Source organism: Paenibacillus oenotherae (genome assembly GCF_019443105.1).
GTDB classification, from domain to species: domain Bacteria; phylum Bacillota; class Bacilli; order Paenibacillales; family Paenibacillaceae; genus Paenibacillus_Z; species Paenibacillus_Z oenotherae.
In genome coordinates, this window is record NZ_JAHZIJ010000002.1 from 114,517 (window position 1) to 132,570 (window position 18,054).

Annotated in this window: 19 protein-coding genes; 9 read left to right on the top strand and 10 right to left on the bottom strand. The window is 45.7% G+C overall.

Annotation, left to right across the window (positions count from 1 at the left end):
* Nucleotides 1–545: 545 nt before the first annotated feature.
* Together K0T92_RS04815 and K0T92_RS04820 are read right to left on the bottom strand one after the other, a co-directional pair.
* Nucleotides 546–1,862 carry a right-handed parallel beta-helix repeat-containing protein gene (locus tag K0T92_RS04815; protein WP_219871303.1) on the bottom strand — a complete coding sequence of 439 codons (1,317 nt, stop codon included), beginning with the start codon at nucleotides 1,860–1,862 and terminating at the stop codon, nucleotides 546–548.
* Nucleotides 1,863–2,131: 269 nt separating this feature from the next.
* Nucleotides 2,132–2,554, bottom strand: coding sequence for a VOC family protein (locus K0T92_RS04820; RefSeq protein WP_219871304.1), 423 nt, complete (start codon nucleotides 2,552–2,554; stop codon nucleotides 2,132–2,134).
* 289 nt (nucleotides 2,555–2,843) lie between these two features.
* On the opposite strand from K0T92_RS04820, the gene K0T92_RS04825 reads away from it, so the two are divergent.
* On the top strand, nucleotides 2,844–3,746 hold the full coding sequence (locus tag K0T92_RS04825) for a manganese catalase family protein (RefSeq protein ID WP_219871305.1): 903 nt from the start codon (nucleotides 2,844–2,846) through the stop codon (nucleotides 3,744–3,746).
* A 118-nt stretch (nucleotides 3,747–3,864) separates the two neighbouring features.
* Here K0T92_RS04825 and K0T92_RS04830 read toward each other — a convergent pair whose 3' ends face one another.
* Complete coding sequence (locus tag K0T92_RS04830; RefSeq protein ID WP_219871306.1) at nucleotides 3,865–4,473, bottom strand: hypothetical protein; 609 nt, start codon at nucleotides 4,471–4,473, stop codon at nucleotides 3,865–3,867.
* Nucleotides 4,474–4,706: 233 nt separating this feature from the next.
* Here K0T92_RS04830 and yjcZ point away from each other — a divergent pair, with 233 nt between their 5' ends.
* Together yjcZ and K0T92_RS04840 are read left to right on the top strand one after the other, a co-directional pair.
* On the top strand, nucleotides 4,707–4,823 hold the full coding sequence (gene yjcZ / locus K0T92_RS04835) for a sporulation protein YjcZ (protein ID WP_219871307.1): 117 nt from the start codon (nucleotides 4,707–4,709) through the stop codon (nucleotides 4,821–4,823).
* A 356-nt stretch (nucleotides 4,824–5,179) separates the two neighbouring features.
* Nucleotides 5,180–5,584, top strand: a complete 405-nt coding sequence (locus K0T92_RS04840; RefSeq protein ID WP_219871308.1) for a hypothetical protein — start codon at nucleotides 5,180–5,182, stop codon at nucleotides 5,582–5,584.
* A gap of 23 nt (nucleotides 5,585–5,607) precedes the next feature.
* Here K0T92_RS04840 and K0T92_RS04845 read toward each other — a convergent pair whose 3' ends face one another.
* The 7 genes from K0T92_RS04845 to K0T92_RS04875 form a co-directional block, all read right to left on the bottom strand.
* The gene (locus K0T92_RS04845) at nucleotides 5,608–5,859 is read right to left on the bottom strand and encodes a hypothetical protein (RefSeq protein ID WP_219871309.1); all 252 of its coding nucleotides are present in this window, start codon (nucleotides 5,857–5,859) and stop codon (nucleotides 5,608–5,610) included.
* Between the two features lie 37 nt (nucleotides 5,860–5,896).
* Nucleotides 5,897–7,576, bottom strand: a complete 1,680-nt coding sequence (locus tag K0T92_RS04850) for a DHH family phosphoesterase (RefSeq protein ID WP_219871310.1) — start codon at nucleotides 7,574–7,576, stop codon at nucleotides 5,897–5,899.
* Between the two features lie 17 nt (nucleotides 7,577–7,593).
* The gene (locus K0T92_RS04855) at nucleotides 7,594–7,818 is read right to left on the bottom strand and encodes a hypothetical protein (protein ID WP_219871311.1); all 225 of its coding nucleotides are present in this window, start codon (nucleotides 7,816–7,818) and stop codon (nucleotides 7,594–7,596) included.
* A 46-nt stretch (nucleotides 7,819–7,864) separates the two neighbouring features.
* Nucleotides 7,865–8,176 carry a hypothetical protein gene (locus K0T92_RS04860; protein WP_219871312.1) on the bottom strand — a complete coding sequence of 104 codons (312 nt, stop codon included), beginning with the start codon at nucleotides 8,174–8,176 and terminating at the stop codon, nucleotides 7,865–7,867.
* Between the two features lie 130 nt (nucleotides 8,177–8,306).
* Complete coding sequence (locus K0T92_RS04865) at nucleotides 8,307–8,690, bottom strand: hypothetical protein (protein WP_219871313.1); 384 nt, start codon at nucleotides 8,688–8,690, stop codon at nucleotides 8,307–8,309.
* Nucleotides 8,691–9,128: 438 nt separating this feature from the next.
* Entirely contained in the window at nucleotides 9,129–10,145 is a 1,017-nt protein-coding gene (locus K0T92_RS04870) for a phage lytic cycle repressor MrpR family protein (protein ID WP_219871314.1), read from the bottom strand.
* 6 nt (nucleotides 10,146–10,151) lie between these two features.
* Entirely contained in the window at nucleotides 10,152–11,432 is a 1,281-nt protein-coding gene (locus tag K0T92_RS04875; RefSeq protein WP_219871315.1) for a DNA sulfur modification protein DndB, read from the bottom strand.
* Nucleotides 11,433–12,103: 671 nt separating this feature from the next.
* Here K0T92_RS04875 and K0T92_RS04880 point away from each other — a divergent pair.
* From K0T92_RS04880 to K0T92_RS04905, 6 genes are all read left to right on the top strand, one after another.
* Nucleotides 12,104–12,313 carry a hypothetical protein gene (locus tag K0T92_RS04880; RefSeq protein ID WP_219871316.1) on the top strand — a complete coding sequence of 70 codons (210 nt, stop codon included), beginning with the start codon at nucleotides 12,104–12,106 and terminating at the stop codon, nucleotides 12,311–12,313.
* Between the two features lie 153 nt (nucleotides 12,314–12,466).
* On the top strand, nucleotides 12,467–14,926 hold the full coding sequence (locus K0T92_RS04885; protein ID WP_246627893.1) for an RNA dependent RNA polymerase: 2,460 nt from the start codon (nucleotides 12,467–12,469) through the stop codon (nucleotides 14,924–14,926).
* A gap of 335 nt (nucleotides 14,927–15,261) precedes the next feature.
* A complete protein-coding gene (locus tag K0T92_RS04890) occupies nucleotides 15,262–15,990 on the top strand; it encodes a hypothetical protein (protein ID WP_219871318.1) in 729 nt (242 codons plus the stop codon).
* A 48-nt stretch (nucleotides 15,991–16,038) separates the two neighbouring features.
* A complete protein-coding gene (locus tag K0T92_RS04895) occupies nucleotides 16,039–16,800 on the top strand; it encodes a hypothetical protein (protein WP_219871319.1) in 762 nt (253 codons plus the stop codon).
* A gap of 314 nt (nucleotides 16,801–17,114) precedes the next feature.
* The gene (locus tag K0T92_RS04900) at nucleotides 17,115–17,609 is read left to right on the top strand and encodes a hypothetical protein (protein ID WP_219871320.1); all 495 of its coding nucleotides are present in this window, start codon (nucleotides 17,115–17,117) and stop codon (nucleotides 17,607–17,609) included.
* A complete protein-coding gene (locus K0T92_RS04905) occupies nucleotides 17,590–18,015 on the top strand; it encodes a hypothetical protein (RefSeq protein WP_219871321.1) in 426 nt (141 codons plus the stop codon). The genes K0T92_RS04900 and K0T92_RS04905 overlap by 20 nt, the downstream gene beginning before the upstream one ends.
* Nucleotides 18,016–18,054: the final 39 nt, after the last annotated feature.

Sequence of the window (18,054 nt, forward strand, 5' to 3'; positions counted from 1 at the left end):
AGCGGAAATGCGGTCGATCGAGAGCAATCATGCAGCGGAAATGTGGTCGATCGAGAGCAATCATGCAGCGGAACATCGCTCTTTTTGGAGCTGTGCAGGGTGCCCATCCTGCTGAATCAGGTGGTGCGATCTGGAAATTCCTGCGTAAATACAGGCTTTCTCCCCGTTCCGGCTTGTTAAAGAAGAAATGCCTGCGCAAGCGCAGGCATTTCTTCTTATTCGCCTATATTCGAACCATTCTGCCTCGAATTCCTGCCACATTGCAGGTATTCGGCCTTCTGCACGTTCTATTAACCGAAATGCCTGCACCTACGCAGGCATTGCCGAACTTACGCAGGCATCCCCCTGCACTTACGCAGGCATTGCCGAACTTGCGCAGGCATCCCCCTGCACTTACGCAGGCTTTGCCGAGCTTGCGCAGGCATCCCCCTGCACTTACGCAGGCTTTGCCGAACTTGCGCGGGCATTCCTACACCTACGCAGGGGTTGCTGCTCGCCTATGCTAGCGGAAGCCAAGGCTGGCAAGCTGGATCGCTATTGCTTCGTCAGGCTTGATAGTACGTACCCTCGAAATCGAAGCGCAGGTTCGCCGTGATCGCAAGCGTCGATAGAATGCTGACAGCAAGGTTGTTCGTAGCTGTGTTGACGACAAGATTAACATTCGTAATTTTGACCCCGCCGATCTTGGTCATCAACAGATTCGCTGTTAATGCAGTCCCATTCCAGCTCACATCCGCCACTGCGAGAAGGTTATTATCGGCAGCGCCTCCCCGGACGGTGACTCGCCCGTACATAGCTGTCGGCAGCGGGAATAAATCAACGTTGGTTGCGGTATTGGCCGTGATTGGGGTCGCCAACGTCTTGGCGCCGAACTTTTTGATCGTCGCACCTGTGCTCCCGGCCGTTCCTGTATAGGTCAGAATCGTTGTTGGAGCAATGTCGGAGACGATGCTGTCGATGATCGCCCCGCTGGCTCCCTGTGCCAGATTCGGCGTGTTAATCGATACGACCGTGCCGATAACACGAACACCGCTGCCGGCTCTGACCGCAAGCGTGCAATCCTCGACGACGCAGCCTTCAGCATAGATCGGAACAGAGCCTCCATCGGCATTAATTCCTAACGCGAAGCCTTTGATATAGTTGTTCGCTATATTGGCCGGGATGACCCCTGTAGGATCATATATTCTCCATATACCGGTGTTTGTTTTTTCGGTTCCTTCTTTAATAAAGAAGTTGCTGTTCACAATAGGCATTCTCGGTGTTCCGCTTCCGCCGTTATGCAGAATTTTCGCTCCGCCCTTGAGATTCCCCCTGAATACATTGCCGACAACGATCGTATTCTCCTGGTCGTCCTCAATATGCAGCCCTTCCTGACGGCTCTTGTTCACGATATTGCCAATCGCGAGCACTTCTCTCGCATTGGCAATGCCGATGCCAAACCCTGCATTGATCGGATCGTCAGGATCCTCATCCGCCGTGAGCCTGTTACCCATAATAAAAACTTCTCTTACTCCGTCATAACTTTCCCCGACAGAACTGGAGGGAACGTTAATCTCAATCGCATCTGATTTCTTGGAATAGACATTGTTATTCAATATTCTGAACGTGCGGCCATTCTTGGCAGCGGAATTGATCAAAATACCGTAAGTATTCGCTTGAATGTCATTCCCGCTTAACTCCACATCTTCAATATTTGGGGTGTTAATATGAACTGCGTTAGTAGGAGACACCAGGTTCTCGTTCGCGAGCTTGGATCTAAAGTTCGGGGCTTTGCCCGTCGTAAAAGTAATACTGTTGCCCGTACCGTCAATCAATAAATTTTCCTCAATTTTGCTTGCTGGTCCTGTCTTGGAGATTGCCAATTCAACCACACCTTTCTTGTTTTTTATTCTCTTTTTGTTAATTATTGCTTTATATTACAGGCATATTATTACATTAAGTGACTTTTATGTTAATAGTGCTTTAGTAGGAATATAATGAATTTTCAGTTAATTTTAAAAGATCTTTGTAATTCCGTTTTCACTGGGGAATAAAAAATCCCCTCCAGCCGACAAGTCCGAGGACAGCCCGTACGGGTTGTCCTTCTTTTGTCTCTACCGGAAGGGGATTCTTAGCAGAAATCGTTTAAACCTTAATATTCTCCAATTCCTAGGTTGAACTGCCATTCTACGCCATACTTGTCCGTTAAGCTGCCGTAGCACTTGCTCCAGAACGTTTCCTGCAGCTCCATGCCGATCTTGCCGCCTACTTGCAGCTTGGAGAACGCGGATTTCAGTTCATCCTCGTTGTCCATGACCAGGGCGAGGCTGACGTTATTCCCCACAGTAAAGGGCATGCCTGGGAAAACATCGGAGAACATGACATTACTGCCGCTAATTACTAGCCGTGTATGCATGATCAAGCTCTTCGCTTCCTCTGGAAGTGGATATTCCGGGCTCGGCGGTGTGTCTCCAAAGGTCATGAATTTGGGCTCTTCCGTTCCGAATACCTCCGCGTAGAACAGTACGGCTTCACGGCAATTTCCATTAAAATTCAAATAAACATCGACAGACACTTGCTCAGCTCCTTTGTTTTGAGGGGATTGTTTTTGCAGTTCCCATTTCATAGTAAATCATTCGTGGGTTCTAATCAATGCTGCATCATCCGCATGGCTAATATTATTAACATGCCCCGTTTGACCGTATGCTTGTTCCCCTGCGTATCGAGTGGAAATCACAACGGCTGCTGCAGCTAGAGCATCCCTAAATGACAATGCAATCGAATAACCGTACCGTTTAATCTATGTTCATTGCGTTTAACTATATGGGTGAAGGATAGCTCATATCTAGGAGGTCGAGATAATAATGTTCAAACGCATGGATGAGATCATGATCGAGATTCCTGATGTTGAAAAGCCGGACCCCAATGCTGCCGCTGCCGTTCAAGAGTTGTTGGGCGGAAAGTTCGGCGAAATGTCGACGTTAAACAACTACCTATACCAATCCTTTAATTTCCGTTCCAAAGAAAAGCTCAAGCCTTTCTACGATCTGGTCATGAGTATTACGGCGGAAGAGCTCGGCCATGTTGAGCTGGTATCGCATGCCGTCAATAAATGTCTGCGAGGCTCAACGAAATATAAGAAACCGGACTCCACTCCGCTCGCCTCCGTTAAGGATGCCCGCTTGTCCTATCCGTTCCTGGCAGGCGCACAAGGCGCTATGCCATTCGACTCAATGGGAAATCCATGGACCGGAGCGAATGTGTTCAACAGCGGCAATCTGGTGGAGGATTTGCTTCACAATTTCTTTCTGGAATGCGGGGCCAGAACACATAAAATGAAAGTGTATGAGATGACGGATCATCCCGCTGCGCGCGAAGTCGTAGGATTCCTTCTCGTGCGGGGCGGTGTTCACGTTGTAGCTTACGCCAAGGCATTGGAGATTGCGACAGGTGTTGACGTCACGAAGCTTATCCCTATCCCCTCACTGAGCAACAAGTCATTCAACGAAGCTGCGAAATATGAGGAAAAAGGCGTTCATACGCGGCTGTATACTTGGAGCGACAACGATTTTAATGCCATCGAACAGATCTGGAAAGGCACTCATCCTGAAGATGGCTTGCCGCTGGAAGTGATTCAAGGCGTACCGGAGGGCGTGCCGATACCAGAGGCTCCCGAAGTGGAGGAGGAATTTGCCCCGGGAATCTCGGCCGAGGATTTTAAACAAATCGCCAAACGGCTGAAAATGTCCGGCAATATTAGGGACTGATCTGCAGCTGCAGCACGGCATAAATCGACACGAAGGGCCGTCCCATCAGTCACTTGAGTGACATGCGGAACAGCCCTTCGTTCTATTGGCTTCGTCCACTATCCGCCAATACCGTTTACTATGAATAATTTTCGATCGGTTCCCCATTGAGCTTGAATGACTTCCACAGCTCTTTATCCTGAATTTTGCCAAATACAAAGTCTACCACTTTTTGGGATGGCGCTGTGAACTCATTGCCTTCCCCGTCGACGATCCGAATCGTTGTAGCTTGTGCCGAAGCGCCATATAATACTGTGGTCATCAGACCTTCATGGTTCTCCAATAGGGACAAAATATTATCCTCGAGTGTAAAAACAATATCATGCGTATTTTCACTTGCAATGATTTGCACGGAATCGACGCCGTATTCTTTCGTAAACCTTAACAGCTCCGACATATCTAATGTATACAGCACGGACATACGATTGAACTTGCTTATATCAACAGACTGCGCTTTACTGTCATAAACAAATTTAAGGCCTATTTTCTGTAAAATGTTGGCCGGGACATAAACTTCTCCCTGGAACAGAATCGCCGGATTTTTCGCTGGCTTTACTATAGTTCCGTCTGATTTGACTTTCACGACCGGGTTTCCTTTAAACTCTCCATGCAAACTTTTACTCTGTCCGCTCGCTGTACTTGCCAATAAAATCAAAATAATAACGGATGCAATTCCAAACCTTTTCATTGTTTTCCCCCTATGGATTTGTTCTTTATTACTTATACAACATATTCATCCATTTTTCTATATCCATTTCGATGGTGCAGCATTATTCTACTCTTAAACGTATAAAGGGGCTGCATGTCCCGAACACTGCGTTCCATTTACAAAATATCACGGAGGCGGCAAACACCCAAGCATGAACCAACTTCCGGACATATTCTACAGGGTACCTTATACGGAAGGAGGTGCATGGATAAATGTCCGGTTTCGTTGGTGGAGCATTCACAAACGCAGGAACGATCCTTGTTCTGTTTATTTTGTTGGTGATAGTCGCTTGCAGTTGCATGGGCTTCGGCGGCTTTGGCGGCTATTAATTTCCGGGACGCAGCTTGCTCATATACATTCCACCCTTCCACTTCCCTAACAACACGATAAGACACTTGCCGAGAACGAAACCTGCAATAGTGCAGGAAATCCGGTTAGACGTAGCGGTAGAAGGTAGAATGCCTGCAATAGCGCAGGAATATGGGGCGCATTAGTCCAATAGAATCGAATACGACGCAAAAGCCTGCGCCTCAGCAGGCTTTTCGTCATTCAACGGGGCGGAATGAGAGAAAGCCTGCCTTAACTCAGGTTTGTTCGCCGTTTGAAGAAACGCTATTGCCCGACGTTGTATATTTTTTGACCCTATTTTATAATAAACTCAGTTCTGTTGACGGAGGGATTGCTAGTGTCGCTATCTAAGAAAGAATTGATTCGTTCTATCGAAGAGCATCTCGTAAACTTTCAGGATCGGGCTATTATCCTGCTTCTGAGCGAAGGTTTAACCCAGGAACAAATTCTTCATCTGACGATTGATAGCTTGGACAGCGCCAATAATAGACTCCAACTGGCCCCTGCTGCAGAAGCGATCACTCTGGATGACTACATCATGACGATCATGCTTAAAGCCTCCCAAGAGAAGGAATATTACGCCAACAACGGACATTCTGAAATTAAGAATAGGTTGGAGAAAACATCCCGCTACATCATTCGGTTCGCTGAAGGTGTGCGAAGAGATGTCTTCGGCATCCACTTTAGAATTAAAAATATTGCTATGCGATACGAGCTGCAAGAGCCATACCCTTGGCAATAGAACGGCTTGTTTGCATCAACAGATCATCTGTCTTTTCTGCCGAAGGCCAGGCTTCCGCGATTAGATGCGAATCGTTCCTTCCAATCCGTACGCCGTGGCTCAGGCTGTCGTAATGTCCTTTTATCGGGCAGGATGTACTGAAAGGAGAGACCGTGCTTTCTGCAATGCTCCCTCGCCGCCTGCTCGGCTTGAATTCTGCCAGAGGGAAGAGAATGGATGATGCAGGCTTTGCCCTCCATCGTATTCGCAATGCCATAAAAAGTTGAATAAGCCATAGTAGTTAATCTCCTTGCTTGTATTATTTTTATATTACTAACAATTGGTTCTCCAGCTATCTATAATGATCTGATTGACCGCTTCTGCTTCTCCTGGCTTCCTTCTGATCCATTTATTAATATTCAGGGTACCGATTATTTCGATTGGAATACCAAGCGGCAGGGCAGCCGCAAATTCCCTGTCTGCTCTGAACTTGATCGCCTCGAGTGCAAAAGGGTTCCGGCTGAGCTTCTCCGTTCGATGCTCCGATTCTAAAGCAAGCTCCAATCTAAGTACATCCCCATCTCCGATATGCGATTTCTCCAACACGATGACATTGCGAACAAGAAATTTGGCCTCATTGAAGTCCTTCCCTGTTAACCTGTATATGTCTTTAATCTCATGGATAAGCGCTGCTGTTATTGCATCCGCATTCAGCTCTAATTCGTAAACAGCCATTGGCTCAAAGCACTGATTCCCTAATGCTTCATTCAATGATCGTCTGAAGCTCTCGAGATTGGATTTGTTTATGCATACACCGCCAGCAGTCTGATGTCCCCCTGAATGAACCACTTCCGGCAGCGCTCTAATATAGTCCAGCAGCGGAAATGCTCCTGCAGCTCTGAAGCTGCCGCAATATTGTTCCGGACACTCCCGACTCTCGCCCAGAATGATAAAAGGCCGCTGGTATAATCGGGCCAACTCCCCGGCAATAAGACCGTTAAACCCCCGGCCTAACCGGGTGTCAACAATGACAGTACATTGGTCCCTGCTTGATGAATCGATGGCTGGTATTATTCTTTTTAGCGCTTCTCTTTGAATTTTTTTTCTTTCTTTATTGAGCTTATTTGCCTTTTTGGCTATTTGGCCGGCTTTGGCGGGATCGTCCTCGGTCAGCAGTGCAAGAATAATCTCCATTCTATCCATACGTGTTGCCGCATTGACATAGGAAGTGATGGAATAGCCGATATCCGTCGCCGAGAGCTCCCCTCTTCTACCCATCATATCAAGCGCTGTTCTTAATCCGGGATTGCTGATGTTGTCCAATGCTTCACGCACAATATACCGGTTCTCGTATTCAAGCATCGACATCTGGTCACTGTAAATTCCTGTACCTGCCAGATCGATGAAGAGTCCGCTTCTGTTGTCGCCCATCCGATCATCCAGATGATTACATATTTTCCAGGAAACCAGGGAGCCAGAAGCCGATTTGTTAGGGTACAGACATCCCTCTTGCTGCGGATTAACAAGAATACAGTAAGGATTGGGGCTGCTCATTGCGTGATGGTCCAAAATAATAATGTCGATTCCGCGCTCCGCGATCTCTCGGCACGCCTCAGGCTCGTCCGATGAGCTGTCAACAATGATCAGCAAATTCGTCCCTTGCGGTATTCTATCCTTGGCCTTCTCGATGCCATGCCCCTCCGACCGCTGTGCGTGAAAATAGCTCACTTGCTCGGTGTAATGTCTCAAATACCGGTACATAATCGTGCAGGATACGCAGCCATCAAAGTCGGCATCGGCATAGATCGAGATTTTCTCGTTATTATGAATGGCCTTCATGATGCGGCTGCCGGCAAGATCAATGTTCTTCAGCAGCCGGGGATCATGAAGCTCATCAGACGCAGGGTTAAAGAACCTGTCAGGCTCTTCAATACCATGAATTTTTATAAGCTTTTCTTTCATAGAATCGGCTAGAGAATAGGGCACTGCAGGCTCCCGTTTTGTCCACTTCATGTCAGTTCAGCACCTTCTTATCGGAAAATAAAATCACTATTTTTATATTTAAAATACAGCATCCTGCATACTAATCCATACCCGTAGTTCTCCCGGTTCTTATCATCCAGCACATAAGACTCACCGTTGCTGTCCCATCTGACCAGGTAGAGCTTATTCTGTGTAAACATTCCGAATCTGCTGACTTGAGGCCTGGCAAACTCCGCTTCTTCAAGCGAGCATGCCTCCAGTATGAGCTCCAAAACCCTCTCCCCTTTCGTTGGGCGAGCGACTCTCCATTAAGCCGGGCTAAAGCCGAAAATAGTTATTGATCTCTTCCTCGTACCGCGACTTATGTCTCTCCACCCACTCTTGATACGATAAATAGGTTTTCTCTTCCATAACCCCCTCCACAAAAGGCAATGCGCATGCTATCGACATCACTTCAAATACACTCGGCACATCCCCTTTGTTGTTATAGCTGTGCAGCAAATTTATTATGGCCTCTTGCACTTCATTGACATTACACGCTTTGCCGGTGTCCTCGCCAGTAATCCGATTCATTGCCGCATCCCCTTCATCCCCATCTACAATAACGACTTCAGCTTCCGCGCTCTTCACTATCGTTTCTCCTTTCGTCATGGAGTTATTCCAGTTAGACGATTCTATGTAAGCATGACAGAACATGATTATCTTATTTTTAAATTGAATAGAGCCGATAATGAAGGCCGGCTGTCGGCCTTCTCGTCTCTTACATATATGCGGCTGCCCGCATAAAGCGCGCATTGGGATCCTTCATATGCAATCTATATATATCCTCTGCTCCAGTTCGAACATGACGGAATTTAGCCTCATCTATATATTCCCCGAACATTCTCTCAAGCGCTGCTCTAGGATCTCTGTGATAGCTCTCGATAAACTCCTCGCAGCAGCTGTACCGCGTTCTCTCCAGCAATTTGTAGCGCTCCCTGTACAATCCGGTAAAAAGCTCCACACCTCGCAATCCCTTGTTGTCTTCAATAAACAGATCAGCATTCATGCCATTATTCAAAAGAAAATTAATCGTGTATGCGAATTCCGATTCACGATCAATGTTTAATGCGTTTAATACATGTGATGTGAAGATATTCTGCATAGCATCCACCCTTTGTCAAGACTTTTTCAGTCTCTTGAATATTCATATTTAATTATTATCTCTATGTTATACTTGTAATCGGCACACACCCGATTGCCACAACCCTTCATCCGACAGTGCGAATGTCTGGATTTGGGGTTATTTTTATTCTCTCCCTCCTCTTGCTCATTGTTATTGCATGGAACGAAATGCGATCAAATGGTCATTCACTGGATTGCTGCTTCAATATTTGATTCTATATGTGTGGAATTCCTCATGTTGACATCAGTCATTACATGCGGAATAAAAGTCTGCTATACAGATCCAGAATTTGCTTGTTCCAAAATACGAACACTCGTTCTTATTTATCTGTAGAAATACTATATCACTATATCCCCAACTCGGCAACCTAAGAATGCAACAAAAAAAGATGTCTCAATCGACATCCTTTCCGGCTGCTTATTCCGGCCGTCCACCATAAACCAGCCCGATAGTTTCTATATTCAGGAAGTTGTTCTTCAATTTCGCTTCGCCGCTTGTTGAACCTACGGAAACATGGTACCTCAGGCAGATGTTTCTCACATCTTCTATATTGAACTTTCCTGTGGCCCAGTAGATGTCTCTGGCCATTCTGAGCATGCCAGAGTTTCTTAGATTGGTAGGGTTCAGAAATTCAAAGTCGCTGCTGAAATGCTCCTGGATGTGGCGCAGTCTTGTCGTGATGCCATAGCTTTTGACAGGCGTATCTTCATCGCTGCCATGCCTGTTCACAATATGCTTGATGACATAGCTGCTCCTGCCCAGCGCTATTAGTACCCGTTCACGCTTTCTCTGCTTATTGCTGCTCCACATATGATAGGTTTCTTCTTCATTCGCCCTGATCAGATTCCGTATGATATAGTCATCCTTGAACGTCATATATCTCGTGCCGTGCTTGCTATCTGTAAGCTTGATCCTTAGCTGCCCTTCATCAATATCCGCCCTCCGCAGATTGGTCAGCTCTGACAGCTCCTTGCCGCCTATACCCTCAAAAATAGCCAAAATAACGGCTTTATCCTGAAAATTCAGGCATGATTCCGCCACTCTAAGGACATCCTGCTCCGTCGCGAGAACCCGCGTGTAGTCACCTACAAGCCGCTTGCAAAACTCACGGCTTATCAATCCGTTCAATGGGTTATCGACGCTCTTGGTTAACCCCTCGGCAATTCCCCAGTTGATATAGTTCTGAATATAATTCAAGCGCCCGTATGCCGAAGTGATCGTCGTACAATTGAAGTATTTCATCAACTGCTCGATCTCATCGGAATTGAAATCATACAGATCCTTATTTAATCTGGATTCCACATATTGGGCCCGAGATAGAACGGCCGTGTAATTTTTGACAGAGCTGTCGTCCTTATAATCGATATAATATTTGAGGAACCGTTTTTTTTGCTCTTCATTATAGAAGCCGCCCTCATAGATTTTATTGGACACAAAGTATCACCTCACATATTTTTCAAAATATTGCGCAAGGGTCAGAATCGTTTTTTTGGTCTTAACGCCATATTTCTTCGATTCGATAATTTCCCTCAGCTCTTTGCTGTCGAAGTTGATTTTATGCACCTGTTGATCCACATGCTCTACTGGAATTCCGGCATCCTGCATGTATTTGGCCAACCAAACATATCCGCAGAACAGAAGCGGGTCGGCCCGCTTGTCTTGCTTATTCGTGAGGGGGAAATACCCGAGCAAATAATTGAAAAACTCGCACAGGTATTGCGATGTTTTTTTGGTCTCGATAAAATTCAGATTCCCAAAAAACAAATCAATGGAATCGGCCAGAATCTCCGATGTTGTAATATGACCAGGATTGGCATTGACACTCTGGGTAGAAGAGATTCTGCCTTTTAATTCCGAGTTCCGCTGAACCTCTCTCACCACCTGATCAGCAGCTCTCTCACCCAGCAATTCTTTGATTCTGCCTGCTTTTACAACGTTGACCTTATTGATCCGGCCAAAATATCTTCTTGCTGTATGATTGTCATACGATTTGATCGACAGGTTGAATTTCACATCCATATTTTTGTTGACCGAATAGGCCCTCATCAGCCCTTTGAGACGATGAAAGCCATCCAATATCGTTATTCTGGCACCTTCATGTATCGTGAATGCCTTCGTTTGATCGTCATAATGAAACGGAATAACATCCTCCGAATAGATGTTCAATGTAATCGTATCCGGCAAGTAATCATTCCTGACCATATACTGGGCGATCTCTTTGACGCTTTTATGATTAACATCCGGCATCTCAACAATCCCGGATCTCGTTTCTTTGTAGACCGGACTTCTCTGTGTCTCAAAATCATATTCGATCAGATTGGACTTATACAGCCTGATTAACTCGCTGCCGGATATGCCTGTCACATAATCCTCCATTGTAAGCTTGACAACATGAGGGATTGTATAGGGCAAGGTTATTGACTCTGACGTTCTGAGCCCGCTGTGCTGCAGCGATTCGGCAATTTCTCTATCCGTGTAGTAGTCGGCAGGATTCAGCTCCCAATCTTCAATCTGCTCCTTCAGTCTGACAGTCAGCAAACAAAGCATCCCAGGATCGAGTGATGACAGCTCCTTGGGGTTCGAGACAATAGCTGTGAACGGGCTGTCTATGCCGCAATCATCCAGCACTTCATTCACTGCATGTATGAATTTTCTCCTATTTTTATGTTTTGTAAAAATATTATGAATGCTCGATTCCAGAATTTCACGATCGATATACATACTCCCCCACCCCACTCCAATCGCAATACACTACTGTGCTTTCTCCGTTCATTTTGTACAGTATAGCATATAAAATAAAAATAATACATAATCGATCTGCCGAAGCAGAGTCAACATGTATTATCAAGTCCACCTGTTATTGCTGTACCTCTATATAGTAATCCGTGTATTTATTCATTACTACGTGTAAATTTGTAAGGTTTCCGTTGAAAATGACCGGGGTCTCTTCTCCAGTAAAAAAAACCCGCATCTCGTAAATACCCTTCGGACGCTTCTTGATCGTTACATAGCCATCTGTCGTATCACTCTTGACCAATTTCCCCTGAATAATGAGTTTGAGTGCTTCTGATTTTGTTAACGGTTCTCTAGTAATGAGTCTCACCAAGCTTTCTGTATATTAGCGCTTCACCTGCCCTTTCTAATATATCATGATCCACACATATTCAGCAAAGAATGTATTTTACTTCGAATATTCCTCCTTTCAAGGCGGGCTGTATTTTGGACATTAACTGTATTGACAGTACTATTTTTATATTTTAAAGTGTCTTTAAGGTAATTGCGCCTGGATGAGGCTGAGAAAGGATGGATTGGCTGCTCCTTATTACACCTCATTTTAATATTAAAATAGTGTACTAATTTGAAATTATCGATGTCCAGGAAGGAGGATCACTTTGGGGAACCTTTCACGATTGACATGGCAAGACAAATATTATAACGGCGAGTTTACGGCTTATGATGGTTTCTGTGAAGCTACACAGCGAATCGTCAGTACGTCCAGGCACACGGAAGCCGGTTGGGGAATTGCGAGCCACAGTGGCGCAGGATACATAGAGGACTGCAGTGATGACTGGTATATGAACGTGAGACATCTGAAGAAATAATGCAAGTACAATAACAATGAGGTGATTGCGATTAGCTTAAGTAAACAAGTCCAAATCTATAGTGTAGATACGAGTGATTTCTATAATGAAAAAGAGCTTGGAATCCACCATCGATTGAATCGATGCTATCTGTTCAGGAACAGCTTGAAAAAGTTGAGAACGAAAAAGGATCTTCCAGACGCAAGAAGCTGCAAAATAGATGCCTCCCTCCTCCTTGTGAACGAAAGAATCAAACGATTAAAGGAACGGATTGTTGCACTGTTCGCACAGAACAAGGAGACTAGAACGCTGCGGGAGGACGCCGCCCGGGAGGGAAATATCATCTCCGTGTTCGATTCTGTACTCACCAGAACGCTCGGGATCGAGGCAAACACATTGTCGAGAGATATTATAGTTGTTCAGGCCTACTACTTTCATGTGCTGGAGGATATTATTGTGAACGGGTTCTGGTTCGGCGGCGAGAAATATATAAGCTTTACAGCAAGTGCCGGTCAAATCAGAACGAAGAAAACGGTCTTTATTAAAGCGCAAATTCTGGAGCAGCATCAGCAGTCGCTAATGTGCGGGTTAAGTATCGGCCGAATCAATGCGCAAGGCGGGATTAATATCAATAAATATCTCGCCTATCTTGCTCTTTGCAACAGTGCGACAGACGAATGGGACGGCTTTGATATTGATCGTGCGATTGTTGTGGATGATATGCGGACAGAGGTGGCCAGCGTAGTCGATTTTATCGATGAGAATACGTATGAAATTACACGGCAAAAGATGAACATTCCGATTAACCACACGGACGGCTGCGGCATGATTCTGCCAGGCAAACAGAAGAAGAGCATGATGATCCGGCTGCCCTGGATCAAGGGCTTGCTGGTCCCCTTCCCTTTCGACAAATTTATTCGGGAGCAGAACCGAAGACAGCCCGCTCAAAGGTACGGTACAGTTACCGATATTTATGGCAAGCAATATCATCTCATCGACGATAAAATTGAGATCATTCTTACGAAGAGCCAGTTTAAGCTGTGGAAATATTACTCCTCCTGGGAGGAATACAAGACGTACTATAAGCAGTACAAATGCCAAGCCGGCGTCTGCAATGAAGAGGATGAGTACTTCACCGATGCCAACATGAGCTACCAGACGCTGCAGACACTTACCGATATGACCGATGAGGAGCTGAACACACTCTGCTCGGATACCATTTCGAAGATCATCCGAATCGGCACCGACAAGAATACGATGCTCAAAGTGCTTGGCGTCGTCAAGGCCAACCGGAATAAAAATTTTTTTCAGCAGGCGCTCGACATTTATCCTGAGCTGCTGAATGATACCTACAGCCGCGAAATTTTGAAGGATGTGAAGAAAAAGCTCGTCCGGGAAGCCAGAGCAGGCAAGATCGGAGTGAACAGCAGCTATACCTTTATATGTCCGGACCTGTATGCCTTCTCTGAATATTTAGTTCTGGGCCGCAAAGCTCCTGCCGGCCTTCTTCAGAATGGCGAGGTCTACTGTGCGCTGTACAAGGATCAGAATAAGCTGGATTGCCTGCGCAGCCCCCATCTCTATCGCGAGCATGCCGTCCGCAGCAATGTGGTGGACAAAGAAAAGAGCCGCTGGTTCGTAACAGATGGCCTGTATACCAGTGTTCATGATCCGATAAGCAAGATTCTCATGTTTGACGTCGACGGGGACAAAAGCCTCGTATGCGCCGATGATACGATTATTAGGGCTGCTGAACGGAATATGCACGATATTGTTCCCCTTTACTACAATATGGCCAACGCTGAGGAAGAGCTTATTACGAATCACAATATTTATAAGGGACTGACAACGGCTTATACAGGCGGCAATATTGGCATCATCAGCAACAACATCTCGAAAATCTGGAACAGCGAAGCTATGAATCTGGATGTGATCAAATGGCTGTGCATGGAGAACAACTTCACGATTGATTATGCCAAAACACTGTACAAGCCTGTCAGACCCAAAGAAATCGACCAGATGATCCGGGAATATACGAAGCTGAAGCTCCCCCACTTCTATCTATATGCCAAGGATAAAACCGCTCAAGATGTGGAGAAGCCGAATCGCAGTGTCGTCAATCGGCTTGAACAGCTGATTCCCAACCCAAGATTGAATTTCAAGGCGGCGAATCTAGGTTCCTTCGACTACACCCTCTTGATGAGCGGCAAACCCCCAGGGCTCAATGAGGCCATCATCGATAAATATACGGAGCTTGACCGGAAAAAGAGGTTTATGAGCATTGCGCCCAAGGATGGCGAGACCACATCCGATGATCTGCAGGCCTATGCGAGAATTAGAAACGAGATTCTTACTATTAATGAAGACAAATATTTTGTCGTCGACGTTCTTGTTGAATATTTGTACCAGCATAAGAAGAGCAGCCACAAAACTACGCTATGGTCATGCTTCGGGGACATTATAGTCGAGAACCTGAGGAAACATATAAAAGAAGGAACGATTCAATGCGAGCTTTGCGGGAAAAGAATGGAGCGCGTGTCCCGAAATCAAAAGATGTGTCCCGAATGCGCAGTCAAAGCGGACAGGGAGAAGGCGAAGCAAAGGATGCGAAAAAAAAGACAGTTCGATTCTTGAAAATTGCTGCAAACCCTTATGGAATAAGGGCTGCGACAGGATTGAATGCCCGGAATTATAATATATAAATAGTATAAAACCCAGTAAAACCAATGATTTCACTCCTTTTATACACCATTTCATCATGCTATTTAAGGGAGACGTACATAAACCGGCATCATTCTATTCGGATAAATAGAAGATGCAAAAAATTTAACCCTTCTCCCCCCTGCTGTCCTAAGCGATGAGGCGGGAAAGCTTTGTCCCACAAAGCTTCGCAAGCGGATATTCTCCCAATCCGTCCCGCCTCATCACCTATATGCAGCAAGCTGCTTAAAAATCAGGAATGATACAAGGTGATTGAATTGAAGATTAACAGATTGTCAGCCTTCTTAGGCAGGCCCGTTCCATTCAACGGCGTCAACATCTATTCTCCATCTATTGAAGAAATAGAGCGTATTGGCGAATTGGAGTATCGGGTCAATCTTATTCTTGCCACATTCGACAAAGAGAAAATTGTAATGAACCTGCTCGGCGTTTCTGAAGAGGCTTATATGCAATTATCGGGTGTCGACGATTATGTGGTACTCGTCTCTGAGCAGCGAATCGCACAGTATATTGCCAAGGCGCTGTCCTTCTTCATTAAAGAAGAGGTCATCTATCAAGAGCATCAGCAGTCCTTTTGCTTGGGAGAATTGAATTTCTTGCACAGCGGCAACTATAAAGACTTTATTGCGATTATTAGGCAGCTCAATGGCACTGAGGAAGAAGAAGCTCCGGCCCTTACCTTTAAGAGCGAACGCGCCAAACTGATGCTGCAAAAAATCAATAAGCTCAAAAATAGTGCCAAAGGCAAGAACAATGATTATTTGGAGCTGAAGGATATTCTTTCGATTCTGTGCTGTGTGGAAGGCAACGCAATCAGCATCTTTAATGTTGGTCAACTCACCGTTTATCAGGTCTATGAGCAGTTCGAAAGACTAAGCATTAAGCATAGACGGGATACTCTGCTGCCTGTGTGGGCGAATGGCTATCTTCAAGAGGGAGAAAAACTGCCGGAGATCATTGCGAAAACCAAATTATAATTCTGCGCTTTTTGCAGAATTTATATATTACTAAGGAGGATTTATAATATGGCATTTGATGTAGGTCGACTAGGTTCAAGGGATGTTCTGAAGCTTCAGGTGTATGATTTTGCAAGCAATGAACCGATCATGTATTTCGATTATGCGAATACATCCACTTATGAAGGTACAAGCACTCGTGTGTTCGCATGGGGCGCAGGCAGCAAGCGTATCGCATGGGATGGAGAGAAGGATCTCAAGCTGACTGTCGAGACGCAGCTCTTTACGCTTGAGCATATTGCTATGCTGACAGGCGAAAGCATCATTAGCGGCGCAAAAGATATTTACGAGGTTGAAACGATCGTAGTAGGCAGCGGCGGAACAATCGCACTGCGTAAAGCTCCTGTTGGCGGCGCCAGCGGCGTAGCTGTCTTCCCTCTGGTGAATGGTGTCATTGCGAAGACGCCTCAGCCAGTGGAAACTGTTACAGGAACGACAGTAACACTTGGCTCTGCTGCCACCGTTGTTGCAGGTGACGAGGTTCAAGTTTATTACCAATACCAAGCAGTAAATTCGAAATCCGTTTCCTTCACCGCTAATGGATTCCCTAAATATGTGAAGCTTGTTGCTGACACTGTTTATGTGGATGAGCTTAAAGGCGAAGCAACGGATGCGCAAATTATTTACTACAAAGCCAAGCTGCAGCCGAATTTCTCGCTTGCCAGCTCTTCCCAAGGCGATCCTTCCTCGCTTAGCCTGGTGTGGGACCTCTTCCCTGTTCATGTGAATGGCGAAGAAACGATTGCCGACCTCGTTCTTTACGAAGAATAATAGGCCGCGCTGTCGCTAGGGACTGTTCCGAAGGTCCTCTTTGGAAATTTCGGTTCCCGTGAGGCGAAACATGCGAAACGGCAGTTATTTGCCCGTTTCTAGCCCCATGAAGGTGAAATGCCTGCCAGCGTGCAGGTATTTCACCTTCTTTTTCCCTTATCGACCGATTTCCTCTCACCTCCCAGGAACGATAAAATAATCTACTTATGGGACAACCCCTTATTTTTACATAAAGATGAAAGAGATCTGTGCTCTCTCATCTTTATATAAAAATAATATAGTAATTTCAACAAAATCATATGGGAGATGTTATAATGCGCAAACAAACGAAAAACCTGTCCTTATCTACGGTCAAAAAGCAGAATGCTTCAGCATTCAAAGAATTAAAGCGAGTCCACCTGACAAGTGGAGGATTCGTCGATCTGGATGTAGTCTTCCGCCCTACCAAAATTACGGCCACGGCACAGGAATTGCTTGCCGTCTTCAAGGAGTCCTTCGAATCGCACAAGAAGATCGATGCCACAATCGGTGTTCTATTGTCCACTGCCCTGCTGATCAAAAACTTTACCAGTCTGGAGACCGATGCCAGCGGTTACGATGGTTTGCTGGCTCTGTTTAATGAACTGCAGGATGGCAAATATGTCGAGGAAATTGTGGCAGGCTTTGAGAAGGCCGAGATCGAGAAGCTGTTTGAGGAGCTCAAGCAAGCCACCGATAATCTTGTGCTTGAGATTGACAGGCTGGTTGCCGCCGAGAGTAAAAATGGCCGTTCGGACAGGAGTGAGCTAGTTGAAGCTGTACAATCATGAGCTGGAGGCGTTCATTGCCTTCCTGTACAAACTGAAAATTGTCGACTACCGCAGCCGGATGCGAACGCGTTTCATGAAGCTGCTGGCAGAATATTTTAACCGGTTCAAAGAGGATTACATGGCGCTGATTCAGGAGCATGCCCATCTCGACGAAGAAGGCAAGCCTAGAACCATTCAAGAAGATGGTATTGAGAAATACGATATTATTGATCGGGCCGCATTTGTTAAAGCCTATCAAGAGCTGATCGAAGAAGAAATTATTATTGAAGAAACAGAAGAGCGCAAAAGCATGCTGCTCAGTGTGAAAGAATCTGTCCTTCACTGCGGAATCGCATTCGAAGGCGAGGAACAGTTCGCCTATGACAGATGGTGCCAGCTGCTGGAAGAGAGCTATGCTGAGGAATAGTTTGCTGCATGGCGCAATATTAGGAGGAGTTGGTCGATT

Coding starts and splice junctions, on each gene's coding strand:
- K0T92_RS04825 (WP_219871305.1), top strand. CDS start 2,844: ATGTTCAAACGCATGGATGAGATCATGATCGAGATTCCTGATGTTGAA.
- K0T92_RS04830 (WP_219871306.1), bottom strand. CDS start 4,473: ATGAAAAGGTTTGGAATTGCATCCGTTATTATTTTGATTTTATTGGCA.
- yjcZ (WP_219871307.1), top strand. CDS start 4,707: ATGTCCGGTTTCGTTGGTGGAGCATTCACAAACGCAGGAACGATCCTT.
- K0T92_RS04845 (WP_219871309.1), bottom strand. CDS start 5,859: ATGGCTTATTCAACTTTTTATGGCATTGCGAATACGATGGAGGGCAAA.
- K0T92_RS04850 (WP_219871310.1), bottom strand. CDS start 7,576: ATGAAGTGGACAAAACGGGAGCCTGCAGTGCCCTATTCTCTAGCCGAT.
- K0T92_RS04865 (WP_219871313.1), bottom strand. CDS start 8,690: ATGCAGAATATCTTCACATCACATGTATTAAACGCATTAAACATTGAT.
- K0T92_RS04875 (WP_219871315.1), bottom strand. CDS start 11,432: ATGTATATCGATCGTGAAATTCTGGAATCGAGCATTCATAATATTTTT.
- K0T92_RS04895 (WP_219871319.1), top strand. CDS start 16,039: ATGGCATTTGATGTAGGTCGACTAGGTTCAAGGGATGTTCTGAAGCTT.
- K0T92_RS04900 (WP_219871320.1), top strand. CDS start 17,115: ATGCGCAAACAAACGAAAAACCTGTCCTTATCTACGGTCAAAAAGCAG.